Source organism: Pseudomonas sp. GGS8 (genome assembly GCF_024168645.1).
Lineage (GTDB): Bacteria > Pseudomonadota > Gammaproteobacteria > Pseudomonadales > Pseudomonadaceae > Aquipseudomonas.
In genome coordinates, this window is sequence record NZ_JALJWF010000001.1 from 3,657,105 (window position 1) to 3,679,813 (window position 22,709).

25 protein-coding genes and 1 pseudogene are annotated in these 22,709 nt (G+C 60.2%); 20 read left to right on the forward strand and 6 right to left on the reverse strand.

Annotated features, from left to right (window positions below; all coding sequences use genetic code 11):
• Positions 1-41: 41 nt before the first annotated feature.
• The 9 genes from J3D54_RS16530 to J3D54_RS16570 all read left to right on the forward strand — a co-directional run bounded on the left by J3D54_RS16530 (position 42) and on the right by J3D54_RS16570 (position 8,588).
• Positions 42-2,306 carry a chemotaxis protein CheA gene (locus J3D54_RS16530; protein ID WP_253420145.1) on the forward strand — a complete coding sequence of 755 codons (2,265 nt, stop codon included), beginning with the start codon at positions 42-44 and terminating at the stop codon, positions 2,304-2,306.
• A gap of 49 nt (positions 2,307-2,355) precedes the next feature.
• The gene (locus J3D54_RS16535; protein WP_253420149.1) at positions 2,356-3,486 is read left to right on the forward strand and encodes a chemotaxis response regulator protein-glutamate methylesterase; all 1,131 of its coding nucleotides are present in this window, start codon (positions 2,356-2,358) and stop codon (positions 3,484-3,486) included.
• Complete coding sequence (locus J3D54_RS16540; RefSeq protein WP_253420176.1) at positions 3,486-4,226, forward strand: flagellar motor protein; 741 nt, start codon at positions 3,486-3,488, stop codon at positions 4,224-4,226. Before J3D54_RS16535 ends, J3D54_RS16540 begins: the two co-directional genes overlap by 1 nt.
• Positions 4,227-4,241: 15 nt before the next feature.
• A complete protein-coding gene (gene motD / locus J3D54_RS16545; RefSeq protein ID WP_253420178.1) occupies positions 4,242-5,132 on the forward strand; it encodes a flagellar motor protein MotD in 891 nt (296 codons plus the stop codon).
• Positions 5,133-5,175: 43 nt separating this feature from the next.
• Positions 5,176-5,964 carry a ParA family protein gene (locus J3D54_RS16550; RefSeq protein WP_253420191.1) on the forward strand — a complete coding sequence of 263 codons (789 nt, stop codon included), beginning with the start codon at positions 5,176-5,178 and terminating at the stop codon, positions 5,962-5,964.
• A gap of 30 nt (positions 5,965-5,994) precedes the next feature.
• On the forward strand, positions 5,995-6,861 hold the full coding sequence (locus J3D54_RS16555; RefSeq protein ID WP_253420194.1) for a CheW domain-containing protein: 867 nt from the start codon (positions 5,995-5,997) through the stop codon (positions 6,859-6,861).
• 75 nt (positions 6,862-6,936) lie between these two features.
• Positions 6,937-7,422, forward strand: a complete 486-nt coding sequence (locus tag J3D54_RS16560; RefSeq protein WP_007938663.1) for a chemotaxis protein CheW — start codon at positions 6,937-6,939, stop codon at positions 7,420-7,422.
• Positions 7,423-7,815, forward strand: a complete 393-nt coding sequence (locus J3D54_RS16565; protein WP_253420197.1) for a DUF2802 domain-containing protein — start codon at positions 7,423-7,425, stop codon at positions 7,813-7,815. It begins immediately after the preceding gene.
• Between the two features lie 275 nt (positions 7,816-8,090).
• The gene (locus J3D54_RS16570; protein ID WP_253420200.1) at positions 8,091-8,588 is read left to right on the forward strand and encodes a hypothetical protein; all 498 of its coding nucleotides are present in this window, start codon (positions 8,091-8,093) and stop codon (positions 8,586-8,588) included.
• 153 nt (positions 8,589-8,741) lie between these two features.
• Here J3D54_RS16570 and J3D54_RS16575 read toward each other — a convergent pair whose 3' ends face one another.
• Positions 8,742-9,071, reverse strand: a complete 330-nt coding sequence (locus J3D54_RS16575; RefSeq protein WP_253420203.1) for an EscU/YscU/HrcU family type III secretion system export apparatus switch protein — start codon at positions 9,069-9,071, stop codon at positions 8,742-8,744.
• A complete protein-coding gene (locus tag J3D54_RS16580; RefSeq protein ID WP_253420206.1) occupies positions 9,068-10,642 on the reverse strand; it encodes a flagellar hook-length control protein FliK in 1,575 nt (524 codons plus the stop codon). Before J3D54_RS16580 ends, J3D54_RS16575 begins: the two co-directional genes overlap by 4 nt.
• 197 nt (positions 10,643-10,839) lie before the next feature.
• Here J3D54_RS16580 and ccmA point away from each other — a divergent pair, with 197 nt between their 5' ends.
• The 10 genes from ccmA to J3D54_RS16630 all read left to right on the forward strand — a co-directional run bounded on the left by ccmA (position 10,840) and on the right by J3D54_RS16630 (position 18,233).
• Positions 10,840-11,475 carry a cytochrome c biogenesis heme-transporting ATPase CcmA gene (gene ccmA / locus J3D54_RS16585; RefSeq protein WP_007939196.1) on the forward strand — a complete coding sequence of 212 codons (636 nt, stop codon included), beginning with the start codon at positions 10,840-10,842 and terminating at the stop codon, positions 11,473-11,475.
• Complete coding sequence (ccmB, locus tag J3D54_RS16590) at positions 11,472-12,140, forward strand: heme exporter protein CcmB (RefSeq protein WP_253420209.1); 669 nt, start codon at positions 11,472-11,474, stop codon at positions 12,138-12,140. The genes ccmA and ccmB overlap by 4 nt, the downstream gene beginning before the upstream one ends.
• A 97-nt stretch (positions 12,141-12,237) precedes the next feature.
• Positions 12,238-12,993, forward strand: coding sequence for a heme ABC transporter permease (locus tag J3D54_RS16595; protein ID WP_253420211.1), 756 nt, complete (start codon positions 12,238-12,240; stop codon positions 12,991-12,993).
• The gene (gene ccmD, locus J3D54_RS16600; protein ID WP_105339826.1) at positions 12,990-13,166 is read left to right on the forward strand and encodes a heme exporter protein CcmD; all 177 of its coding nucleotides are present in this window, start codon (positions 12,990-12,992) and stop codon (positions 13,164-13,166) included. The genes J3D54_RS16595 and ccmD overlap by 4 nt, the downstream gene beginning before the upstream one ends.
• Positions 13,163-13,618, forward strand: a complete 456-nt coding sequence (ccmE, locus tag J3D54_RS16605; protein ID WP_105339825.1) for a cytochrome c maturation protein CcmE — start codon at positions 13,163-13,165, stop codon at positions 13,616-13,618. Before ccmD ends, ccmE begins: the two co-directional genes overlap by 4 nt.
• Before the next feature lie 3 nt (positions 13,619-13,621).
• Positions 13,622-15,625 carry a heme lyase CcmF/NrfE family subunit gene (locus J3D54_RS16610; protein ID WP_253420227.1) on the forward strand — a complete coding sequence of 668 codons (2,004 nt, stop codon included), beginning with the start codon at positions 13,622-13,624 and terminating at the stop codon, positions 15,623-15,625.
• Positions 15,622-16,158: a DsbE family thiol:disulfide interchange protein gene (locus J3D54_RS16615; RefSeq protein ID WP_253420230.1), complete on the forward strand. Its 537-nt coding sequence runs from the start codon at positions 15,622-15,624 to the stop codon at positions 16,156-16,158. The genes J3D54_RS16610 and J3D54_RS16615 overlap by 4 nt, the downstream gene beginning before the upstream one ends.
• On the forward strand, positions 16,155-16,628 hold the full coding sequence (locus J3D54_RS16620; RefSeq protein ID WP_253420233.1) for a cytochrome c-type biogenesis protein: 474 nt from the start codon (positions 16,155-16,157) through the stop codon (positions 16,626-16,628). Before J3D54_RS16615 ends, J3D54_RS16620 begins: the two co-directional genes overlap by 4 nt.
• Complete coding sequence (gene ccmI, locus J3D54_RS16625) at positions 16,621-17,823, forward strand: c-type cytochrome biogenesis protein CcmI (protein WP_253420236.1); 1,203 nt, start codon at positions 16,621-16,623, stop codon at positions 17,821-17,823. The genes J3D54_RS16620 and ccmI overlap by 8 nt, the downstream gene beginning before the upstream one ends.
• Before the next feature lie 14 nt (positions 17,824-17,837).
• The gene (locus tag J3D54_RS16630) at positions 17,838-18,233 is read left to right on the forward strand and encodes a hypothetical protein (protein WP_253420239.1); all 396 of its coding nucleotides are present in this window, start codon (positions 17,838-17,840) and stop codon (positions 18,231-18,233) included.
• Between the two features lie 56 nt (positions 18,234-18,289).
• Here J3D54_RS16630 and J3D54_RS16635 read toward each other — a convergent pair whose 3' ends face one another.
• The 3 genes from J3D54_RS16635 to J3D54_RS16645 form a co-directional block, all read right to left on the reverse strand.
• The gene (locus J3D54_RS16635; RefSeq protein ID WP_253420241.1) at positions 18,290-18,865 is read right to left on the reverse strand and encodes a PIN domain-containing protein; all 576 of its coding nucleotides are present in this window, start codon (positions 18,863-18,865) and stop codon (positions 18,290-18,292) included.
• Positions 18,862-19,329 (reverse strand): helix-turn-helix domain-containing protein, encoded by a 468-nt coding sequence (locus J3D54_RS16640; RefSeq protein WP_253420244.1) that lies wholly within the window; start codon positions 19,327-19,329, stop codon positions 18,862-18,864. Before J3D54_RS16640 ends, J3D54_RS16635 begins: the two co-directional genes overlap by 4 nt.
• A gap of 236 nt (positions 19,330-19,565) precedes the next feature.
• Positions 19,566-20,780: an MFS transporter gene (locus J3D54_RS16645; RefSeq protein ID WP_253420247.1), complete on the reverse strand. Its 1,215-nt coding sequence runs from the start codon at positions 20,778-20,780 to the stop codon at positions 19,566-19,568.
• A 230-nt stretch (positions 20,781-21,010) separates the two neighbouring features.
• Between J3D54_RS16645 and J3D54_RS16650 the strand changes: the two genes are divergently transcribed.
• Positions 21,011-21,643 (forward strand): hypothetical protein, encoded by a 633-nt coding sequence (locus J3D54_RS16650; RefSeq protein ID WP_253420250.1) that lies wholly within the window; start codon positions 21,011-21,013, stop codon positions 21,641-21,643.
• 56 nt (positions 21,644-21,699) lie between these two features.
• Here J3D54_RS16650 and J3D54_RS16655 read toward each other — a convergent pair.
• Positions 21,700-22,699: pseudogene (locus J3D54_RS16655) on the reverse strand (sulfate ABC transporter substrate-binding protein).
• Between the last annotated feature and the right edge of the window lie 10 nt (positions 22,700-22,709).

The window sequence follows — 22,709 nt, forward strand, 5'->3', positions numbered from 1 at the left end:
TTAGGTTTTTTAGGTTTTTAGACCTCAGGAGCACCCCCTTAATGAGCTTCGGCGCCGATGAAGAGATCCTTCAGGATTTCCTGGTTGAGGCCGGCGAGATTCTAGAGCAACTGTCCGAGCAGCTGGTCGAGCTGGAAAGCCGACCCGATGATGCGGACTTGCTCAATGCAATTTTTCGCGGTTTTCACACTGTAAAAGGGGGCGCCGGCTTCCTCCAGCTCAACGAGCTGGTGGAGTGCTGTCACATCGCCGAGAACGTGTTCGACATCCTGCGCAAGGGTGAGCGTCGCGTCGACTCGGAACTGATGGACGTGGTTCTCGAAGCGCTGGACGCGGTGAACAGCATGTTCAGCGAAGTCCGTGAACGCAGCCCGATCACGGCTGCCACGCCTGAATTACTCGCGGCGCTGGCCCGTCTGGCCGAGCCGCAAATGGAAGCCGCACCGGCGCCGGTCGCTGAAGTGGTTGAAGCACCGGTCGCTGAAAGCGAATCGGGCGACATTACCGATAACGAATTCGAACAACTGCTGGACTCGCTGAACGCCGTCAAGGCCCAGGCCGAGGCGCCCATAGCGGCTGCTCAGCCTGCTTCGCTGCCTGCCGCCGATGCGGCCGCCAGTGACGAAATCACCGATGCCGAGTTCGAGTCGTTGCTCGATCAACTGCACGGCAAAGGCCAGTTCGCCGCCGATGCCGTGGCCGCAGCGCCCGCTGCACCGGCTGCCCCTAAAGCGGCAGGCGACAGCTCCGACATCACCGATGACGAGTTCGAAGCACTGCTCGACCAGTTGCACGGCAAAGGCAACTTTGCGGTCGATGCGCTTGAGTCGGCAATCGCTTCGGCCCCAGCCCCGGCTGCGCCAACCGCCGCTGTGGCCGGTAGCGATCTGATCTCCGATCACGAATTCGAATCGCTGCTCGACGAATTGCACGGCAAGGGCAAGTTCACTGAAGTGGGCACGGCTTCTGCCTCTGCTGTTGTTGCAGCGCCGGCTCCAGTGGCCAAGGCTGCGGCGCCAGCCCCTGTTGCCAAAGCGCCCGAGCCCAAAGCCGAAGCGCCAAAACCTGCTGCTGCCCCGGCACCGGCTGCTGCTCGTGCCCCGGCCGCACCGCCCGCGGAAAAGCCAACCAGCGAAGCCGAGACCACCGTGCGGGTCGACACCGCGCGTCTCGACGAAATCATGAACATGGTCGGCGAGCTGGTACTGGTGCGTAACCGCTTGGTTCGTCTGGGCCTCAACAGCGGCGACGAAGCCATGTCCAAGGCCGTGTCGAACCTCGACGTGGTCACGGCCGACCTGCAAACCGCGGTCATGAAGACCCGGATGCAACCGATCAAGAAAGTCTTCGGGCGCTTCCCGCGTCTGGTTCGCGACTTGGCTCGCCAGCTCAAGAAAGAGATCAACCTGGAGTTGGTCGGCGAAGAAACCGACCTCGACAAGAACCTCGTCGAGGCCCTGGCCGACCCGTTGGTCCACTTGGTGCGCAACTCGGTCGACCACGGTATCGAAGAGCCGGCTGATCGCGAAGCGATGGGCAAGCCTCGCAGCGGCAAAGTGATCCTGTCCGCTGAACAGGAAGGCGACCACATCCTGCTGTCCATCTCCGATGACGGCAAGGGCATGGATGCCGATGTTCTGCGCGGCATCGCCGTGAAAAAAGGTTTGATGGACAAGGATGCGGCGGACCGTCTCAGCGAGTCCGATTGCTTCAACCTGATCTTCGCGCCGGGCTTCTCGACCAAAACCGAGATCTCCGACGTGTCCGGTCGTGGCGTGGGCATGGACGTGGTGAAAACCAAGATCGCCCAGCTCAACGGCACCATCAATATCTACTCGACCAAGGGCAAAGGCTCGAAGATCGTCATCAAGGTCCCGTTGACCCTGGCGATCATGCCGACGCTGATGGTCATGCTCGGCAACCAGGCGTTCGCGTTCCCGCTGGTGAACGTCAACGAGATCTTCCACCTCGACCTGTCGCGCACCAACGTGGTGGACGGCCAGGAAGTGGTGATCGTGCGGGACAAGGCGCTGCCCTTGTTCTACCTCAAGCGCTGGCTGGTCAGCTCCGCCGCTCATGAAGAGCAGCGCGAGGGCCATGTGGTGATCCTTTCGGTGGGTACTCAACGGATCGGCTTCGTCGTCGATCAGTTGGTGGGCCAGGAAGAAGTGGTCATCAAGCCATTGGGCAAAATGCTCCAGGGAACCCCGGGCATGTCCGGCGCCACCATCACCGGTGACGGCCGCATTGCACTGATTCTCGATGTTCCGAGCATGCTCAAGCGTTACGCCGCACGGCGTATTTGATTCTGGGGGAGCGGGGCGCCAGAGCCTCGCCCCGTCTAACGGAGTGTTTATGGCAGTCAAAGTCCTGGTGGTGGACGATTCGGGGTTTTTCCGCCGCCGCGTCTCGGAAATTCTTGCAGCGGATACAAATATCCAGGTCGTCGGTACGGCGACCAACGGAAAAGAGGCGATCGATCAGGCCCTGGCCCTCAAGCCAGACGTGATCACCATGGACTACGAGATGCCGATGATGGATGGCATCACGGCGGTGCGGCACATCATGCAGCGCTGTCCGACCCCGGTGTTGATGTTCTCCTCGCTGACCCACGAAGGCGCCCGGGTCACTCTCGACGCGCTGGACGCCGGCGCAGTGGACTTCCTGCCGAAGAATTTCGAAGACATCTCCCGTAACCCGGAGAAGGTCAAACAATTGCTGTGCGAGAAGATTCTCAGCATCTCGCGCAGTAACCGTCGCGTCAGTGCCTACACCCCTCCGGCACCGGTCGCCGCGCCAGCCCCGACGCCTGCGCCTTCGAGCATCGGCAGCTACGGCAGCAGCGCGCCTGCGCGTCCGGCACCGGCACCGATTGCGGCGCGTCCCCAGGCTGCGACTCCGTCGTCTCCTGCGCCGAAACGCAAAGCCTACAAGCTGGTCGCCATCGGCACCTCCACCGGCGGCCCGGTTGCGCTGCAACGGGTGCTGACACAGTTGCCGGCCAACTTCCCGGCCCCCATCGTGTTGATCCAGCACATGCCGGCAGCCTTCACCAAGGCCTTCGCCGAGCGTCTGGACAAGCTGTGCCGCATCAGCGTCAAGGAAGCCGAGGATGGCGACATCCTGCGTCCGGGTTTGGCGTTGCTGGCACCGGGTGGCAAGCAGATGATGATCGACGGCCGTGGTGCGGTGAAAATCCTGCCGGGCGACGAGCGTCTGAACTACAAGCCGTGCGTGGACATCACCTTCGGTTCCGCCGCCAAGTCCTACGGCGACAAAGTTCTGGCGGTGGTCTTGACCGGCATGGGCGCCGACGGCCGTGAAGGCGCGCGTCTGCTCAAGCAGGGCGGCAGTGCGATCTGGGCCCAGGATGAAGCCAGCTGCGTGATCTACGGCATGCCGATGGCCATCGTCAAAGCCGAACTCGCGGACGCGGTCTATAGCCTCGACGACATCGGTCGGCATCTGGTCGAGGCTTGCATCTGATGGATGTGCTCAGCCTTATCGGGATCATCATGGCGTTCGTCGCCATCATCGGCGGCAACTACCTTGAAGGCGGTCACCTCGGCGCGCTGGCCAACGGCCCGGCGGCGTTGATCGTGCTCGGTGGCACCATCGGTGCCGCGCTGCTGCAATCGCCGATGAGTGCCTTTAAGCGCGCCATCCAGATTCTTGCCTGGATTCTGTTTCCGCCTCGTGTGGACCTGGCCGGCGGCATCGATCGCGTGGTGAACTGGAGCCTGACCGCCCGCAAGGAAGGTTTGCTCGGGCTGGAAGGAGTGGCCGACGCCGAACCCGACAGTTACTCGCGCAAAGGCCTGCAACTGCTGGTCGACGGTGCCGAGCCGGAAGCGATTCGCAGCATTCTGGAAGTGGATTTCTACACTCAGGAAAGCCGCGACATCGAAGCCGCCAAAGTCTTTGAAAGCATGGGCGGCTACGCGCCGACCATCGGTATCATCGGTGCGGTGATGGGCCTGATCCACGTCATGGGCAACCTGGCCGACCCATCGCAACTGGGCAGCGGCATTGCCGTTGCCTTCGTCGCCACCATCTACGGCGTGGCCAGTGCCAACCTGGTGCTGCTGCCGATTGCCGCCAAGCTCAAGTCCATCGCGTTGCGGCAGTCACGCTATCGCGAAATGTTGCTGGAAGGGATCCTGTCGATCGCCGAAGGTGAAAACCCTCGCTCTATTGAGTTGAAGCTTCAGGGCTTCATGGATTGATGGGAGACATGGACCATGGCACGTCGCAGGCAACCTGAAGAACATGTGAACCATGAACGTTGGCTCGTCTCCTACGCCGACTTCATCACCTTGCTGTTCGCGTTCTTCGTGGTGATGTACTCGATCTCGTCGATCAACGAAGGTAAGTACAAGATCATTTCCGAGGCGTTGATCGGGGTGTTTACCGACTCTGACCGCGCCCTCAAGCCGATCCCCATCGGCGAAGAGCGACCGCTGACCGTGACCCCGGCCAAGCCGCTGGTCAAGGACAGCGAGCAGGTCGACGCCGGCATTGCCGGTGCCAGCGACCCGCTCAAAAGCATCGCCGATGACATCAGCGCGGCGTTCGGCGACTTGATCAGTTCCAACCAGATGACCGTGCGCGGCAACGAGTTGTGGGTCGAGATCGAACTCAACTCCAGCCTGTTGTTCGGCAGCGGCGACGCGATGCCCAGCGACATTGCGTTCAACATCATCGACAAGGTCGCCGCGATCCTCCGGCCCTTCGACAACCCGATCCACGTCGAAGGCTTCACCGACGATCAACCGATCCGTACCGCGCAATACCCGACTAACTGGGAACTGTCCTCGGCCCGTTCGGCAAGCATCGTGCGCATGCTGGCGATGCAGGGTGTGAACCCTGGTCGACTGGCGTCGGTGGGTTACGGCGAGTTCCAGCCGGTGGCCAACAACGCCACCGCCGAAGGCCGCGCACGCAACCGTCGCGTGGTGCTGGTGGTGTCACGCAATCTCGATGTACGCCGCAGCCTCACCGGCACCGGCACCGCCAATGCGAAACCGGATGCCGCGTTGAAGCGGGCTGGCACACAAACTGCACCGACCCCGGTCAAGTCGCCGGGACGAGAGAGCGCCGTCAATTCTCCGTCACCCGCATTAATACGTTGAGCTATTTCTCGGTCGACGTTTTCGACCGGGAGGAACAATCCGAATGAGAGTCTGGGCAGTTGCCAATCAAAAGGGTGGTGTCGGTAAAACCACTTCCTCCATCGCTTTAGCCGGTTTGCTGGCTGAGGCGGGCAAGCGCGTGGTTATGGTCGATCTCGATCCCCACGGCTCCATGACCAGTTACTTCGGTTACGACCCCGACAGCCTGGAACACAGCAGCTACGACCTGTTTCTGCACAAGGGCAGCGTGCCGCAAGGCTTGCCCGGTCAGTTGCTGATGCCCACCAGTGACGAACGCATTTCCCTGTTGCCATCGAGCACCGCGCTGGCCACCCTTGAGCGCCAGTCGCCGGGCCAGAGTGGTTTGGGCCTGGTAATCGCCAAGAGCCTGGCGCAATTGTGGCAGGACTTCGATTACGCCGTGATCGACAGCCCGCCGTTGCTCGGCGTGCTGATGGTCAATGCCTTGGCGGCCAGCCAGCAGTTGGTGATTCCGGTGCAGACCGAGCACCTGGCGGTCAAAGGCCTGGAACGCATGGTCAACACCTTGGCGATGATCAACCGCTCGCGCAAACAAGCGCTGCCGTTCAACATCGTGCCGACCCTGTTCGACCGCCGCACCCAGGCTTCTCTCGGGACCCTTCGCGTGTTGCGCGACAAGTACCCGGAAGAAATCTGGCAAGGCTACATTCCGATCGACACCCGCTTGCGTGACGCGAGCCGGGCAGGGTTGACGCCTTCGCAATTCGACGGCAAGAGCCGTGGCGTTCTCGCTTACCGCGCACTGCTCAAGCATCTGCTCGCCCAGCAACTTGTTCCGCAGGTGGCTTGAGATGAGCCTGATTCCTACGATGGTATTCGCATGACCCGGCCGGTGAAAGTCACCTCGCGTCCGCAACTGGCTCTTCAGTCCTATCTGGACGGCTTGCTGCAGGACGCAACCGAAGAGTTGCTGCCGGAAATCGAGGTGCTGCCCGAGGTTGTGGAGTCTGAAGCCGCTCTGGACGAGTTCCAGGCGGCGGTGCTCGAAGAGCAGGCTCGCGATGCGCAGACACCCGCAGTGGCCGCAGCCCCCATCGTCGCGCCAGTGGTGAAAGCACCGGTGGCCGTGATCGAAGCGCCGGCACCGATTCTGGCGCCCGTGTTGACGATTGCACCGTTGCTGCAAGCGTTGGTGCCGCCGGTGGTGGAAGTTCATCTGCCGCCGAGCAACACACCGCCTCCGGTGGAAACCGACGGTCGTCCGGCCTGGGCGGCCGAACCGTTCGAATGCCTATTGTTCGACGTCGCCGGGTTGACCCTGGCGGTGCCGCTGGTGTGCCTGGGCTCGATTTATTCTCTGGCCGGTCACGAGCTGACGCCGTTGTTCGGTCAGCCGGAGTGGTTCCTCGGGATCCTGCCGAGCCAGGCCGGCAACCTGAAAGTGCTGGATACCGCACGCTGGGTCATGCCGGACCGTTACCGCGACGATTTCCGCCAGGGCCTGCAATACGTTATTTCGGTTCAGGGCTACGAATGGGGGCTGGCAGTGCATCAGGTCAGCCGCTCGTTGCGCCTGGACCCGAATGAAATCAAATGGAGAAGTCACCGGGGGCAGCGGCCATGGCTTGCCGGCACGGTGATTGAACACATGTGCGCCTTGCTCGATGTTGCCGCACTGGCCGAATTGATCGCCAGCGGTGGGGCGAAGCACATGAGCGGCAGTAAGCCGAGCCACAAACCGACATAAAAAAACACGCATCGGCATTCAAGTGCCGGTGCACTGAATACACACCGCTAGGGCGGTTTTTCGAGGGGTCAGGGTATGAATGACAAGGCGACGGCGGCAAAAGGTTCCGAAGATCCGATCCTGCAATGGGTCACCTTCAAGCTGGACAATGAAACCTACGGCATCAACGTGATGCGCGTTCAGGAAGTCCTGCGCTACACCGAAATCGCTCCGGTGCCGGGTGCCCCGAGCTACGTGCTGGGCATCATCAACCTGCGCGGCAACGTGGTCACTGTGATCGACACCCGCCAGCGTTTCGGGCTGGGCACGGTCGACGTCAGCGACAACACTCGCATCGTCATCATCGAAGCCGACAAGCAAGTGGTCGGGATCATGGTCGACAGCGTGGCAGAAGTGGTTTACCTGCGTCAGTCGGAAATCGAGACCGCACCGAACGTCGGTAACGAAGAGTCCGCCAAGTTCATTCAAGGCGTGTGCAACAAGAACAACGAATTGCTGATCCTGGTCGAGCTGGACAAGATGATGAGCGAAGAAGAATGGTCGGAACTGGAGAGTATCTGATTGATTCTTGAGGTGGCTGTCATTGTCCTGTTCCTCTTGTGGGCAGGCACGCTGGTGATGTTCCTGGCGTACATCCGCGCTCAAAGGCAGATCGCCGCACAACAGGCCCAGGGCGATGCGCTGCGCGATCAGCGCATCAAGGACCTGGCCAAGCGCGTCGACGACTACCAGAGCGGCAATGTGCGCATGGGTGAAGACCTGCACGAGTTGCGCGCGGTGGTCGGGCCGTTGCCGGACAAACTGGCGCAGTTGGAGCAGCGTGATCCGTCGAGCCTTTCATTCGCCCAGGCCGCGCGTCTGGTGGGGATGGGGGCCAGCGTCGATGAGCTGACTCAGTCTTGCGGGTTGACCCAGGCTGAGGCGGAGTTGATGAGCAAGTTGCACAGAAACTGAGAAGAGCAAAAGATCATAGATCGCAGTCTTCGGCAGCTACAGGGGAGTACGTATTCCTGTAGCTGCCGAAGGCTGCGATCTATTGCGTTTAAACACCAATGAATAATCCGTCCTCAGATAGGGATTACGTTGCCGTAGTCCCCTGCCTATAGTTTTTCCGGATTCCTCCGGCTTGTGATCGCGCCTCGCCATCGGTAGCTTGATCATCAATTCCATGTTCCATCGCCGATGGACAACGAGGCTTGTTCCAGACATGTACGGTGCCAAGGAGGCCTATGCTCGATATTCTGCGTGGTACACCGCTATGGGTTTATGCGGTCTTTTTTATCCTGACTTGTTGCGGTGTTCTTGCCTGCTTCAAGAATCATGAATCGAAAAGATCTTTGCAGATCACACCGGCGATATTCGTTGCCATTTCCTTGGCGTCGCTGAAACTCTCCCAAGGCGCTGCAATCCCGCTCTCGGCATATGGACTAGGTTTGTTGGCTGGGTGGGTGCTGGCATTGCGCTTTTACTCGTACCACAACGTGGAACGCGAGGGGGACAGTCTGGTGCTGGGTGGCACCGTCAAGGTACTGCTTGTGTATTGGTGTTTCTTTGCCTGGCGTTACTACTGTGGTTACCAGGCGGCTATGCATCCGGAGCTGTCCAATGAGGTGCCGGTGGTGGCATGGTCAGCATTAGGGGCCGGACTTATAAATGGGTTGATTGTCGGTCGTAGCCTCAGGCTGTTGCGTTTTTTCAAGTCCGCTAACGTGAAGGCGGGGGGATGATGAGCAAGTTGCACAGAAACTGATTTTTGCGGTGTGATTTAGATCGCTATCGCGGGCAAGCCCGCTCCCACAGGATCTGTGTCGTACACAAATAGTGTGAACACCACCAATCACTGTGGGAGCGGGCTTGCCCGCGAAGGCATCCTCGAAACCTCAGTAATCGTCCCCGCGTTCAGTGACATCCTTCTCGACCCTCGGCGCTTGCGGATCCTGCCCCTCGGGAAACTTGCCCTTCAAATTCCACGCAAACGCAATAATCTCGGCAATCGTGCGGTACAACTCCTCGGGAATACTCTCTCCCAATTCCATCCGCGCCAGCAGTTTCACCAACTCGGCGTTCTCGTAAATTGGCACCTCATAATCCCGGGCGATCCGCAGGATTTCTTCAGCCAGTTCTTCGTCGCCTTTGGCGGTGAGGGTTGGGGCGTGGCTGCCGTCGTATTTGAGGGCGATGGCCTGGCGCGGTTCGGTGGTTTCGTTCATGCGGTTTCGTCGACCCAGCGTTGTTCGAGACGAGTTTGAGGGCCTTGTGGCGGTGTGCCGAGGTGGCAATCCAGATCGCCGACGTTCAGCCCTGACGCCAGCAGGCGTTCGCGCAGCCCGGCCAGATTGCTTTCGATCAGGCTTGCGGTGTACGGCCGTTCGGCCCACAGCTGACTGGAGAGGCTGCCCTTGATCAGTTGGGCCTGAATCTGCAGCGGCCCCAACGGTTCCATGTCGAATGCCAGCTCGACGCGCCACAACTGTTGCTTGGGCTCGCGCTCGTCGCGGCGTTCGTGGGGGTGTTCTTGCTCGGGCGCTTCTTCGCGCTGGAACTTGACCTGCAACGGCACGATGTCCTGCAAGTTGCGCATGGGGATTTCCAGCTGCCAGGTACTGAGCAGCCGGCCGTCGTCGGTGATGCCGGTCTGTTCCAGGCTCGACAGTTGATGGCTTTGCAGACGCGAGACGGCTGCCGCTGCCAGACGCAGCAAATGCTCCAGATCGTTTTCACCGTCCTGACTTTGCAACAGGCGTTCGGGCAGCGGAAAACTGGTCGGCGATGGCTTGGCACTGACCTGCCCGAGCAGGCCGAGGGCATTGCGCACGAAACTCGGCATAGCCTGGACCAGGGTGTTGGCGGCAATGATCGCATTGAGATTGGTGTTGGTCGGCAGACCCGGCGTCAGCTGGGCGATCAGCTTGAGCAGGTCGCCTTTCATGTCTGGCGTCAGCGTCGGGTTTTGTCCGGTCAGTAATTTGGCTTCGAGAAACAGGCCGCTATTGGCCAGCGCCTGGGCCAGGCCTTTGGGCGTACTCAATTGTTGGGCGTCCGGCAGGCCAGCGAGCAGTTTGTCCACGGCGGCGCGCAGGTCACTGGAGGTCTGATCCGATGGCGGCAGGTTTTGCAGGACTTTGATCAAGCCGTCCAGAGAACCCTGGCGACTTTGTTGGCTGACCAATTGTTGCGTCACCGCCAACTGTTCCTGACGGCTGCTCAGCGGCACGAATTTGAGTGTCTGGGTGTCTTGCACCAAGGCGCTCAGCAAGGTGCCGATGCGCAGCGGCGTCGGGCTGTCGATGCTCAAGGTGCTGCCGCTCAGCGCGGTGTTGAGCAGGCTCACCATCGAGCGAAACGCCGTCGGCTGACCCGGCACCTGCGGCATCACTTGAGAGGTCAGCACTTTGCCTTGCAGCAGGGTGCCGACCGGCAGCTGTGCCGTGTCGATACGAGTAAGGGTGGCGACGTTGGAGGCGATGGTCTGTTGCACCGTGACCGCCAGATTGCCCGCCGACGGCTGGGTGATCGACAGGCTGGTGCCTTGGGGTAACGGCTGAGTGCTGGTGGCCTGGACCGTGGTCTGGCGGCCGCTGTCGAGGGTGACCTTGAGCAACAGTTGAAAGGTCTGATCCGCCTGCTTGAGCGACAGCACTTCGGCCTTGGCGGTCTGACCGGCCGTGATCAGGCCCTCCATCGGCGTCAGCAGATTGAGCAACTCGCCGCTGATCACCAACGGACGCGCAGTCGCCGGGGTGGTTGGCGGGAGCGGGAGGATGTTCATTTCGCCTGTCATACGCGGACACAACCTGAGGAAATTGCACTCTTGAGAGTGAGACACGGCATGTATAATGCCGCCCGTCTTCCGCTGAGTGGCGAAAACATTGCAATTGATTGACGCAGCTCTCTAGAACAAGCCGTCATTGCATCTATGCTGCATCTCTTTAACGGCCGCGCCAGAGCCGACTTGAACCGTATAAGGCCCGTGAACCCTTGACCAGTCCTGTCCTGCAAACCGTTGCCCTTGCCTGTGAGCGAGACCTTCGGCTGCTCTTCGAAAATCTCGAATTGCGACTGGCCAGTGGCGAAATGTTACAGATCAGCGGCCCCAACGGCAGTGGCAAGACCAGCCTGTTACGTCTGTTGTGCGGCTTGATGCACCCGACCGCCGGTCAAGTGTTGCTCAACGGCCAGCCATTGAACGAACAACGCAGCGAACTGGCGCGTAACCTGCTGTGGATCGGCCATGCCGCCGGGATCAAGGATTTGTTGACCCCCGAGGAAAACCTCAGTTGGCTCTGTGCCTTGCACCAACCGGCCTCCCATGAGGCGATCTGGCAAGCGCTGGCGGCGGTGGGGCTGCGTGGTTTCGAGGATGTTCCCTGCCATACCTTGTCTGCCGGCCAGCAACGTCGTGTGGCGTTGGCGCGGTTGTACCTGGACAGCCCGCCGCTGTGGATTCTCGACGAGCCGTTCACCGCGCTCGACAAACAAGGCGTGGCGCAACTCGAAGAACACCTGGCCGCACACTGTGAGCGCGGCGGCATGGTAGTGCTGACCACTCACCACACGCTGAGCCGGATGCCGGCCGGCTATCGCGACATTGATTTGGGGAACTGGGCCGTATGAGTGTTTTCGGCCTGTTGGTCGCCCGTGAGGCCCGTTTGCTGTTCCGCCGTCCTGCCGAATTGGCGAACCCGTTGGTATTTTTCGCCATCGTCGTTTCCTTGTTCCCATTGGCGGTCGGTCCCGAGACTCAATTGTTGCAAACCTTGTCTCCGGGGTTGGTCTGGGTGGCGGCGCTTTTATCGGTTTTGCTCTCGCTGGATGGGCTTTTCCGCAGTGATTTCGAAGACGGGTCCCTTGAACAGTGGGTCCTTTCGTCGCACCCTCTGCCTCTTCTGGTGCTGGCAAAAGTGCTGGCACACTGGGCCTTTTCCGGCCTGGCACTGGTTTTGCTCGCGCCGTTGCTGGCGCTGATGCTTGGTTTGCCTGCCGCTTGTCTGCCGGTGTTGCTGCTTTCTTTATTGCTCGGTACACCAGTGTTGAGCCTGCTCGGTGCGGTGGGCGCGGCGCTGACGGTAGGATTGAAGCGTGGTGGCCTGTTGCTGGCGCTGCTGATTCTGCCGCTGTACATCCCGGTGTTGATTCTCGGCAGTGGCGCCTTGCAGGCGACCTTGCAGGGCATGCCGGCGACCGGTTATCTCTTGTGGCTTGGTAGCCTGACCGCCCTGGCGATAACCCTGACACCTTTTGCAATAGCTGCTGGCCTGAAGATCAGTGTCGGCGAATAATAATGAGGTCTGGTTATTTTTTAACCACTTCTTTTGAAGAAAGGCCGACCCTTTGGCTGTTTCGTGATAACGAGCAGCAACCGTGATGGAAACAGCAATGAACTGGACCTGGTTTCATAAGCTCGGCTCGCCCAAATGGTTTTACGGCATCAGCGGCAAATGGCTGCCATGGCTGAGCGTCGCGGCGTTGCTGCTGATCGGCATTGGCGTGGTCTGGGGCTTGGCCTTCGCGCCGCCGGACTACCAGCAAGGCAATAGCTTTCGAATCATCTATATCCACGTTCCCGCCGCCATGCTGGCGCAGTCGATCTACGTGATGCTGGCCGTGTGCGGCATTGTCGGGCTGGTGTGGAAAATGAAGCTGGCCGACGTCGCCCTGCAATGCGCCGCGCCGGTCGGTGCCTGGATGACCGCGGTGGCGCTGGTTACCGGGGCGATCTGGGGCAAACCGACCTGGGGTTCATGGTGGGTCTGGGATGCGCGACTTACGTCCATGTTGATTCTGCTGTTTCTGTACTTCGGTCTTATTGCGCTGGGCAACGCCATCAGCAATCGTGACAGCGCGGCCAAGGCCTGCGCGGTGCTGGCGATTGTCGGTGTGATCAACATCCCGATCATCAAATACTCGGTGGAGTGGTGGAACACCCTGCACCAGGGCGCGACGTTCACCCTCACCGAAAGACCGGCGATGCCCGCCGAGATGTGGCTGCCACTGCTGCTGACGGTGCTGGGTTTCTACTGTTTCTTCGGCGCGGTGCTGTTGCTGCGCATGCGCCTTGAAGTGCTCAAGCGCGAAGCCCGGGCGAGTTGGGTGAAATCCGAAGTGCAGAACAGTCTGGAGGCCGCTCGATGAGTTTCGCGTCATTCGGCGACTTTCTCGCCATGGGCCATCACGGCCTGTATGTCTGGTCAGCCTATGGCATTAGCCTGGCGGTGCTGGCCCTTAACGTGGCGGCGCCGATCCTGGCCCGCAAGCGGTATCTGCAACAAGAGGCGCGACGTCTGCGCCGGGAGAACGACCAGTGAATCCGCTGCGTAAAAAGCGTCTTGTCATCATTTTCGCGATCCTGGTCGGTGTCGGCGCTGCCGTCGGCCTGGCCCTGAGTGCCCTGCAGCAGAACATCAATCTGTTTTACACCCCGACCCAGATCGCCAATGGCGAAGCCCCACAAGACACGCGCATCCGCGCAGGCGGCATGGTCGAAAAAGGTTCGCTGCAACGTTCCGGCGACTCCCTGGACGTGAAATTCATCGTCACCGACTTCAACAAATCCGTGACCATCAGCTACCGAGGCATCCTTCCGGACCTGTTCCGCGAAGGGCAGGGTATCGTTGCCCTCGGCAAGCTCAACGCTGACGGCGTGGTGGTGGCCGACGAAGTGCTGGCCAAGCACGACGAGAAGTACATGCCGCCGGAAGTGACCAAGGCGTTGAAAGACAGTGGTCAGTCGGCACCTACGCCAGCCAAGGAGGGCTAACGGATGACTTCCGCACTTTTCAGTTCAGGGTTGTTCATCCCCGAACTCGGCCATCTGGCCATGATCCTGGCGCTGTGTTTCGCGCTGGTGCAGGCCGTGGTGCCGTTGCTCGGTGCCTGGCGCGGCGACCGCTTGTGGATGAGCCTGGCCCGGCCGGCCGCATGGGGACAGTTCGCTTTTTTGCTGTTTGCTTTCGGTTGCCTGACCTATGCGTTCATGGCGGACGACTTCTCCGTTGCTTATGTGGCCAGCAACTCCAACAGCGCGCTGCCGTGGTACTACAAGTTCAGCGCCGTATGGGGCGCTCACGAAGGTTCGTTACTGTTGTGGGCGCTGATCCTCGGCGGCTGGACCTTCGCGGTATCGGTATTCTCCCGGCAGTTGCCGCAAGTGATGCTGGCTCGGGTGCTGGCGGTGATGGGCATGATCAGCACCGGTTTCCTGCTGTTTCTGATCCTGACGTCCAACCCGTTCACCCGGATCCTGCCGCAGATGCCGGCGGACGGGCGCGATCTTAATCCTCTGCTGCAAGACATCGGCCTGATTGTTCATCCGCCGATGCTGTACATGGGTTATGTCGGCTTCTCCGTGGCCTTCGCCTTCGCCATCGCCGCGCTGTTGGGCGGTCGTCTCGATGCGGCGTGGGCGCGCTGGTCACGTCCGTGGACCATCGTTGCCTGGGCCTTTCTCGGTATCGGTATCACGCTGGGTTCCTGGTGGGCCTACTACGAACTCGGCTGGGGCGGCTGGTGGTTCTGGGATCCGGTAGAAAACGCCTCCTTCATGCCTTGGCTGGTGGGCACGGCGCTGATTCACTCGTTGGCGGTCACGGAAAAACGTGGCGTGTTCAAGAGCTGGACCGTGTTGTTGGCCATCGCCGCGTTCTCGTTGAGCCTGCTGGGGACTTTCCTGGTGCGTTCCGGGGTGCTGACCTCGGTTCACGCCTTTGCCTCCGATCCTGCGCGTGGCGTGTTCATCCTGATTTTCCTGCTGTTTGTGGTCGGCGGTTCGCTGACGCTGTTCGCCTTGCGCGCTCCGGTGGTCAAGAGCCATGTCGGCTTCAACCTCTGGTCCCGGGAAACCCTGCTGCTGGGCAACAACCTGGTGCTGGTGGTGGCTGCTTCGATGATCCTGCTCGGCACCTTGTACCCGCTGATCCTTGATGCGATGACCGGCGCGAAACTGTCGGTCGGCCCGCCGTACTTCAACGCGCTGTTCATTCCGTTGATGGCGATACTGATGGCGGTGATGGCGGTCGGTATGCTGGTGCGCTGGAAAGACACCCCGGTCAAATGGCTGATGAGCATGCTGACCCCGGTGTTGCTTGGCAGCGCTGCGCTGGCCGTGGTGGCGGGCGTCGCTTACGGCGATTTCAACTGGGCGGTGTTGGCGACCTTCATGCTGGCTGCCTGGGTGTTGTTGGCCGGTGTGCGGGATATCCTCGACAAGACCCGTCACAAGGGCCTGATCAAAGGCCTGCCAACCCTGACTCGCAGCTATTGGGGCATGCAAATCGCGCATTTGGGCATTGCCGTGTGCGCGCTGGGTGTCGTGTTGTCGAGCCAGAACAGCGCCGAGCGTGATCTGCGCCTGGCACCGGGTGAGTCCATGAGCCTGGCCGGTTATCAGTTTGTATTCGAAGGCGCCAAGCACTTCGAAGGCCCGAACTTCACCTCCGACAAGGGCACCATCCGGGTGATCCGCGACGGTAAGGAAGTCAGCGTGCTGCACCCGGAAAAACGCCTGTACACCGTGCAGAGCTCGATGATGACCGAGGCGGGGATCGACGCCGGTTTCACCCGTGATCTGTACGTCGCACTGGGCGAGCCGTTGGGCGAGGGCGCCTGGGCGGTTCGCGTGCACGTCAAACCGTTCGTGCGCTGGATCTGGTTCGGTGGGCTGCTCACAGGAGTAGGCGGGTTGTTGGCGGCGCTGGATCGCCGTTATCGAGTCAAGGTAAAAAGCCGCGTGCGTGAAGCGCTCGGCATGACGGGAGCCACCGCATGAGACGTTGGTTGATGCTGTTGCCGCTGGCGATTTTTCTGGTGGTTGCTGTTTTCTTGTATCGGGGGCTGTACCTGAACCCGGCCGAGTTGCCCTCGGCGATGATCGACAAACCATTCCCGGAGTTTTCCCTGCCCTCGGTACAGGGCGAAAAAAACCTGACCAGAGCAGACATTCTGGGTAAACCGGCACTGGTCAATGTATGGGGCACCTGGTGCATTTCCTGCCGGGTCGAGCACCCGGTGTTGAACAAACTGGCCGAGAAGGGCGTGGTGATCTACGGCATCAACTACAAGGACACCAATGCAGACGCCTTGAAGTGGCTGGCCGAGTTCCATAACCCGTATCAACTGGACGTCCGTGACGATGAAGGCACCTTGGGCCTGAACCTCGGCGTGTACGGCGCACCGGAAACCTTCTTCATTGACGCCAAGGGCATCATCCGCGACAAATTCGTCGGGGTGATCGACGAGCAAGTCTGGCGCGAAAAACTGGCGGCCAAGTATCAGGCGCTGGTCGACGAGGCCAAGCCATGAAGCGCTGGATTGCCGCCGTTGTTCTGGGGTTGAGCATGGCCGGTGTGGCCCACGCGGCCATCGATACTTATGAGTTCGCCAAAGAGGGCGATCGCGAGCGTTTTCGCGAGCTGACCAAAGAGCTGCGTTGCCCCAAGTGCCAGAATCAGGACATCGCCGATTCCAACGCACCGATCGCCGCCGACCTGCGCAAAGAGATTTTCCGCATGCTCGGCGAGGGCAAGGACAACCAGCAGATCATCGACTTCATGGTCGACCGCTACGGTGATTTCGTCCGCTACAAGCCTGCCCTCAACGCCAAGACCGCATTGCTCTGGTTCGGCCCGGCCGGCCTGCTGCTGGGCGGTTTTGTGATCATTGCCGTGATCGTCCGCCGTCGTCGCGTGCAACGCGCCGACAGCCCGGACGGGCTTTCTTTAGATGAGCGTGAGCGCCTCGACCACCTGTTGGATAAAACCAAGCATGATTGATTTCTGGCTCGCTGCAGGTCTGCTGCTTCTGGTAGCCCTGAGTTTTTTGCTGATCCCCGTTCTGCGTGATCGTCGCGCCCAGCTTGAAGAAGATCGTACGGCGCTCAACGTCGCGCTGTATCAGGAGCGCGTGGCTGAGTTGCAGACTCAGCAGGAAGAAGGCGTACTCAACGCCGAACAAATGGATGCCGGCCGCGCCGAAGCCGCCCGTGAACTGCTGGCCGACACCGAAGGCGTCGAGGCACCGCGAGTGTCGCGTCTGGGCAAACCATTGCCATTGCTGGCGGCGATTCTGGTGCCGGTGCTGGGCCTTGGGCTGTACCTGCATTTCGGTGCCAGCGACAAAGTCGAGCTGACCCGCGAGTTCGCCCAGGCGCCGCAGTCGATGGAAGAAATGACCCGTCGCCTGGAGCGTGCGGTGGCCGCCCAACCGGACTCGGCCGAAGGTCTGTACTTCCTCGGCCGTACTTACATGGCTCAGGACCGCCCTGGCGATGCGGCGAAGATCTTCGAACGCACCGTGAACCTGGCCGGTCGCCAGCCGGAACTGCTCGGGCAGTGGGCTCAGGCTCAATACTTTGCCGATGGCAAAAAGTGGTCGGACAAGGTCCAGAGCCTGACCGACGAAGCGCTGAAAGCCGATCCGAAGGAAGTCACCAGTCTCGGTCTGCTGGGCATCGCGGCCTTTGAAGGCGAGCGTTATCAGGACGCCATTGACTACTGGAATCGCCTGCTGGTGCAACTGCCACCGGATGACCAATCCCGTGTTGCGCTGCAAGGCGGCATCGCTCGGGCCGCCGAGAAGCTTGAAGCCAGCGGCGGCAAGGTTGCCCAGGCGCCTGCGGCCAAAGCTGCAGCAATGCTCAAGGTGCATGTCGATCTTGCTCCGGACTTGAAAGCCAAGGTCCAGCCCGGCGACAGCGTGTTCATCTTCGCCCGCGCCATCTCCGGCCCGCCCGCACCGCTGGCCGCCAAGCGTCTGACGGTCGCCGACTTGCCGGCAACCGTCGAGCTGGGCGATGCCGATGCAATGATGCCCCAGTTGAAACTGTCGAACTTCTCTGAAGTCCAACTAGTTGCGCGCATCTCCCGCGCCGGCAAGCCGACTGCCGGCGAGTGGATCGGTCGTAGCCAACCCTTGGCCACCAGCACCACCGCGCCACAAAAACTGACCATCGACAGCCCGGATAAATAACAGGAAACAACACCATGACCGCCATCGCCCGTATCACTCTCCTCAGTATGGTTTTGGGGCTAAGCGCGTGTGCGGTCCAGCAGCCCGAGCCCACACGGCTGCCGCCAATACCGCCTTCGGGGCCGAGCACCAAACCGGCTCCAACGACGACACCGAGCAAACCGGTCAAGCCGTCCAAACCGGTGCCACGCACCTCCGCCAGCTTCGCTCCGCCACCGGGCGGCAACAGCCATTGGGATGCGAAACTCGGTGTTTACGTCCTCGACAATCAAACCAACACCTTCTACCGCCAGCGCACCTATTACCGCTGGAACAACGGCTGGAGCCGCTCGATCAGCCCGAACGGGCCGTGGGAAGAGACGGATATCCATGGAGTGCCGGGTGGGTTGGGCAGACAATTCGGGCAGTAAATGGAAACGGCGATCTGAGGATCGCCGTTTTGCTTTCTGGAGTTTATGAAAGGCGATTAAAGAATGGCCTGATAGTGGGTCAACGCCTTGCTCGACCGAGTCAGGCCTTGACGCAACAGCAGTTCGAGATAAGTGCTGACATCCATCGGCGGCATCTTTAGCTGTTTGCGTTGCCGTTGTGCTGCCGCGACAACTGCTGCCGGGTCCAGATCAAAGAGGTTATCGACGAACTCGTCAGGATGCTGGGCTTCGATGCCAAAAGGTCCCAGTGTTTCATCCGGAAAATCTTTCTGGTTAAAGGTCACGATGACACTGGCATTGCAGCGTATAGCAGCAGCCAGAACATGTCGGTCATCGACATCAGGCAGTGTTAGCCCTTCGATCAGCTTTTCGTAACCGTATACGCAAGCATCGGGTATGGCCTGATCCATCAAGTCGGACGTGCGATCCAATTGCTCTCTTGTCAGGTCTGGACGGTTTTTCAGCAGATTGCGCTTCCATTCGTTATGTATCTCCAGTGACCATCGCGCCCTGAAACGCCCGGAGAGCGCGAGCCACATCAGAAAATCTCTCAAGGGCGCGGGGTACAAAACACATGCGTCATATACAGCGGTAAAAGAGGAGTGCCTCACTCGTATCCTGTCCTTAACGCTTGTGCCTGCTCGGCGAGAAGCGTCATTGCTTGCTCGCTGGCTATGTCGCGCCGGGTTTTATAGTCCATCAAATCGGCAAAGCGCACACGTCGGTGCTTGCCGGTTTTGTGGTAGGACAACTCACCGGACTCCAGCAGTTTGATCAGGTGCGGGCGTGAGACATTGAGCAAGTCCGCCGCTTCCTGGGTGGTCAGTTCAGCGTGAACCGGGACCACTTTGACGGCGTTGCCTGCAGCGAGCTCTGCCAAGATGTCGACAAGCAACCGAAGCGCTGAGGTGGGAAGTTCGACGCTGTGTGCTTCATTCTGCTCATCGAAAATCTGGATGTGCTGAGTTTCGAATTGGGTGGCGAGGTAGGCAGCCAAGGCGCGCTGACCTTCGATAGCGGCCTGGACCTCACGCTCCATGGGCAGGTTGAGGGGGGGATGGATAACTGGTGACATGATGCTTTCCAATATTCTGAATAATCGATATTGGAAGGCTATTCGAATCAAACGAAAATCGCAATAAACGAAACGACCGGCTTTTCAGCTCCTTATGCAAGTCGCGTTAGTGCTGGAAATCGGGTGTGTGGGCTTGCTCGTGAAGGCGGTGTGACATTTGGCAGAGATGTCGACTGACTTGGCGCTTTCGCGGGCAAGCCCGCTCACACAGGGGCTTACGTTTGTTCACGATGCTTCTAACGTTGTTGCACCGCCGCCAGTGCCGGCTTCTCCGACACACTCAAAAACCGCAACAACGCCAGCAACGGAAACACGCTACCGACAATCACGATCCACAACCAGCCACCGTGTTCGTACACCGCACTGGCCACCGATGAGCCGAACGCGCCGCCGATGAAGATGCTGGTCATGTACAGCGCATTCAGACGGCCGCGGCTCTTGGCGTCGAGGGTGTAGACGGCGCGCTGGCCGAGGACCATGTTCATTTGCACGCAGAAATCCAGCACCACGCCCGTCACGGCCAGGCCGATGACACTGTAGGCCGGGTGGATGAAGGCCGGCAGGAAGCTCAGGCTGGCGAACAGCATCGCCAGTAGTGAGGCGAGGCGGGTGTGGCCGGCATCGGCCAGTCGACCGGCGATGGGCGCGGCAATCGCGCCGATGGCTCCCACCAGGGCGAAGATCGCGATCTGGGTTTGCGACAAGCCATGATTGCGCGCCAGTTCCAGCGGCACGGCGGTCCAGAACAGGCTGAACGTGGCGAACATGCAACCCTGATAAAACGCCCGCTGACGCAACACCGGTTGCTGGCGCAGCAGTGTCCAGAGTGAGCCCAGTAACTGGCCATAAGAGGCGCTGTGATCAGGCTGGCGCTTGGGCACCGTCAGGGCCAGGACGACGCTGATCGCCGCCATCAACACCGAGGCGATGACGAACATCGCGCGCCAGCCGAAGTGGTCCGCCACTACGCTGGACACCGGCCGTGCCAGCAGAATCCCCAGCAGCAGACCGCCCATGATTCCGCCGACCACGCGGCCGCGCGACGCTTCCGGCGTCAGGTGGGCGGCCAGCGGAATCAGGATCTGCACCGACACCGAACTGAACCCCACCAACAACGAGACCAGCAGAAAAACGTTTGGCTGATCGGTGAACGCTGCGCCCAGCAGACTGGCAATCGCCACCACGGTGGTGATGATCATCAAGCGGCGGTTTTCCAGCAGATCACCCAGTGGCACCAGGAAGAACAGGCCGAGCGCGTAACCAATTTGCGTCAGCGAAACGATCAGGCTGGCCATGGTGTCGGTCAGGCCGATGTCCGGCGCGATCAGGCCGATGATCGGCTGGGCGTAGTAGATGTTGGCGACGATCGCGCCACAGCAGAAGGCAAAGAGCAGCACCATCCCTCGGGTCATTGTCGCGGCACCGTGGGGCACCTGAGTCGCTGAATTCATAACGTGGGCTCGCTGAACAAGAGAAATTGAGCAGAGGCTAATGGGCTGGCTAGAGCGGCGGAAGAGGGTTTGGAGTGATAGTAATCATTCCTTTGCGCAATGAGCGGCGCAGGTGTGAACGGTCTGCGGATGAATCTGTGCCCGACCAGCGGGATCCGATGATACATTCACTCTTCTTCGATAGCGTGCTTATGTTCTCTTTCGTTCCATAAACCGGAAGGCACTTCAACATGAATGCGATGTTCCGTCACCTGACCCGCGGGGCTTCAGTTGTTACCCTGATCAGCTTGTTTACGGTAGGTCTTGTTCAGGCCGCCGATGTGCCGCCGGGCATGCGTATCGGTGTGCGCGGAGAGATTACCGGCATCAGCGCCGACGTTATGAAAGTCCACGTCAATAGCGGCGAAAACGTGGTGATCAACCTGACCAAAGACACCAAAATCCGCGCCGTCAGCCTGGCCAATATCGAAGACATCAAGCCCGGCAGCTACATCGGCTCGGCTGCCGTGCCGCAGGAGGATGGCACGCTCAAGGCGCTGGAAGTCCACGTCTTCCCGCCGGAGCTGGCCGGCAGCGGTGACGGCCATCGGCCTTTTGATTTGGTCAAGGGCAGCAGCATGACCAATGGCAGCGTAGGCGATCTGGTGGTCAGCAATGGCCGGGTTCTGACCGTCAACTATAAAGGCGGCCAACAAACAATTCTGGTGCCGGAGGATGTGCCGATCGTCAATCTGGTGCCGGGGGATCGCAGCTTGCTAAAAGCGGGTGTGAAGATCGTGACGTTTGTGACCCAGAGTGCCGATGGGACACTGACTGCTCAATCCATTTCGGCCGGCAAGGACGGCGTGACACCGCCGATGTAGCGGTATCCCACAAAAAAGGCGACCTTCACAGGTCGCCTTTTGATTGAGTTCAGGAATTACTGACCGCTGTAAATCTGGTCGAAAACCCCACCATCATTGAAGTGGGTCTTCTGCACGGTGCGCCAGTCACCGAAGGTCTTCTCCACCGACAGGAAATCCACTTTCGGGAAGCGATCGGTGTACTTGGCCAACACCGCCGGATCACGTGGACGCAGGTAGTTGGCAGCCGCAATCTCCTGACCTTCCGGCGACCACAGGTATTTCAGATATTCCTCGGCAGCGGCGCGAGTGCCTTTCTTCTCGACGACTTTGTCGACCACCGACACCGGCGGCTCGGCTTCAGCGGAAACACTCGGGTAAATCACTTCGAACTGATCACGACCAAATTCGCGAGCAATCATTTCCGCTTCGTTTTCGAAGGTCACCAGCACATCGCCGATCTGGTTGGTCATGAAGGTAGTCGTGGCGGCGCGGCCACCGGTATCCAGCACCGGTGCTTGTTTGAACAGTTTGCCGACGAAGGCTTTTGCCTTGTTTTCGTCACCGCCGTTTTTCAGCACATAGCCCCAGGCCGAGAGGTAGGTGTAGCGACCGTTGCCCGAGGTTTTCGGGTTGGGGACGATCACCTGCACGCCGTCCTTGAGCAGATCCGGCCAGTCTTTCAGAGCTTTGGGGTTGCCTTTGCGCACGATGAACACGGTGGCCGAGGTGAACGGCGCGCTGTTGTTCGGCAGGCGTGTGACCCAGTTGTCCGGCACCAGTTTGCCGTTGTCCGCCAGGGCGTTGATGTCGGTGGCCATGTTCATGGTGATGACGTCAGCCCGGCAGGCCATCGATCACTGAACGGGCTTGTTTGCTGGAGCCGCCGAAGGACATCTGCAGCGTGATGTTTTCGTTGTGCTCGGCTTGCCAGTGTTTCTGGAAGGCCGCGTTGTAGTCCTTGTAGAAATCTCGCATCACGTCGTAGGAGACATTCAGCAGGGTCGGTGCAGCCTGAGCCACGCTGCTCAAGGCCAGGCCAGCGGCCAGAAGTGAGGCGCCAAAGAGTTTTTTCACTGCGCATTCC

What these genes read in the sequence shown, in the direction of transcription:
- J3D54_RS16530 (WP_253420145.1), top strand. Translation starts at nt 42, where the DNA reads ATGAGCTTCGGCGCCGATGAAGAGATCCTTCAGGATTTCCTGGTTGAG.
- J3D54_RS16535 (WP_253420149.1), top strand. Translation starts at nt 2,356, where the DNA reads ATGGCAGTCAAAGTCCTGGTGGTGGACGATTCGGGGTTTTTCCGCCGC.
- J3D54_RS16540 (WP_253420176.1), top strand. Translation starts at nt 3,486, where the DNA reads ATGGATGTGCTCAGCCTTATCGGGATCATCATGGCGTTCGTCGCCATC.
- motD (WP_253420178.1), top strand. Translation starts at nt 4,242, where the DNA reads ATGGCACGTCGCAGGCAACCTGAAGAACATGTGAACCATGAACGTTGG.
- J3D54_RS16550 (WP_253420191.1), top strand. Translation starts at nt 5,176, where the DNA reads ATGAGAGTCTGGGCAGTTGCCAATCAAAAGGGTGGTGTCGGTAAAACC.
- J3D54_RS16555 (WP_253420194.1), top strand. Translation starts at nt 5,995, where the DNA reads ATGACCCGGCCGGTGAAAGTCACCTCGCGTCCGCAACTGGCTCTTCAG.
- J3D54_RS16560 (WP_007938663.1), top strand. Translation starts at nt 6,937, where the DNA reads ATGAATGACAAGGCGACGGCGGCAAAAGGTTCCGAAGATCCGATCCTG.
- J3D54_RS16570 (WP_253420200.1), top strand. Translation starts at nt 8,091, where the DNA reads ATGCTCGATATTCTGCGTGGTACACCGCTATGGGTTTATGCGGTCTTT.
- J3D54_RS16575 (WP_253420203.1), bottom strand. Translation starts at nt 9,071, where the DNA reads ATGAACGAAACCACCGAACCGCGCCAGGCCATCGCCCTCAAATACGAC.
- J3D54_RS16580 (WP_253420206.1), bottom strand. Translation starts at nt 10,642, where the DNA reads ATGACAGGCGAAATGAACATCCTCCCGCTCCCGCCAACCACCCCGGCG.
- ccmB (WP_253420209.1), top strand. Translation starts at nt 11,472, where the DNA reads ATGAGTGTTTTCGGCCTGTTGGTCGCCCGTGAGGCCCGTTTGCTGTTC.
- J3D54_RS16595 (WP_253420211.1), top strand. Translation starts at nt 12,238, where the DNA reads ATGAACTGGACCTGGTTTCATAAGCTCGGCTCGCCCAAATGGTTTTAC.
- ccmD (WP_105339826.1), top strand. Translation starts at nt 12,990, where the DNA reads ATGAGTTTCGCGTCATTCGGCGACTTTCTCGCCATGGGCCATCACGGC.
- J3D54_RS16610 (WP_253420227.1), top strand. Translation starts at nt 13,622, where the DNA reads ATGACTTCCGCACTTTTCAGTTCAGGGTTGTTCATCCCCGAACTCGGC.
- J3D54_RS16615 (WP_253420230.1), top strand. Translation starts at nt 15,622, where the DNA reads ATGAGACGTTGGTTGATGCTGTTGCCGCTGGCGATTTTTCTGGTGGTT.
- J3D54_RS16620 (WP_253420233.1), top strand. Translation starts at nt 16,155, where the DNA reads ATGAAGCGCTGGATTGCCGCCGTTGTTCTGGGGTTGAGCATGGCCGGT.
- ccmI (WP_253420236.1), top strand. Translation starts at nt 16,621, where the DNA reads ATGATTGATTTCTGGCTCGCTGCAGGTCTGCTGCTTCTGGTAGCCCTG.
- J3D54_RS16630 (WP_253420239.1), top strand. Translation starts at nt 17,838, where the DNA reads ATGACCGCCATCGCCCGTATCACTCTCCTCAGTATGGTTTTGGGGCTA.
- J3D54_RS16640 (WP_253420244.1), bottom strand. Translation starts at nt 19,329, where the DNA reads ATGTCACCAGTTATCCATCCCCCCCTCAACCTGCCCATGGAGCGTGAG.
- J3D54_RS16645 (WP_253420247.1), bottom strand. Translation starts at nt 20,780, where the DNA reads ATGAATTCAGCGACTCAGGTGCCCCACGGTGCCGCGACAATGACCCGA.
- J3D54_RS16650 (WP_253420250.1), top strand. Translation starts at nt 21,011, where the DNA reads ATGAATGCGATGTTCCGTCACCTGACCCGCGGGGCTTCAGTTGTTACC.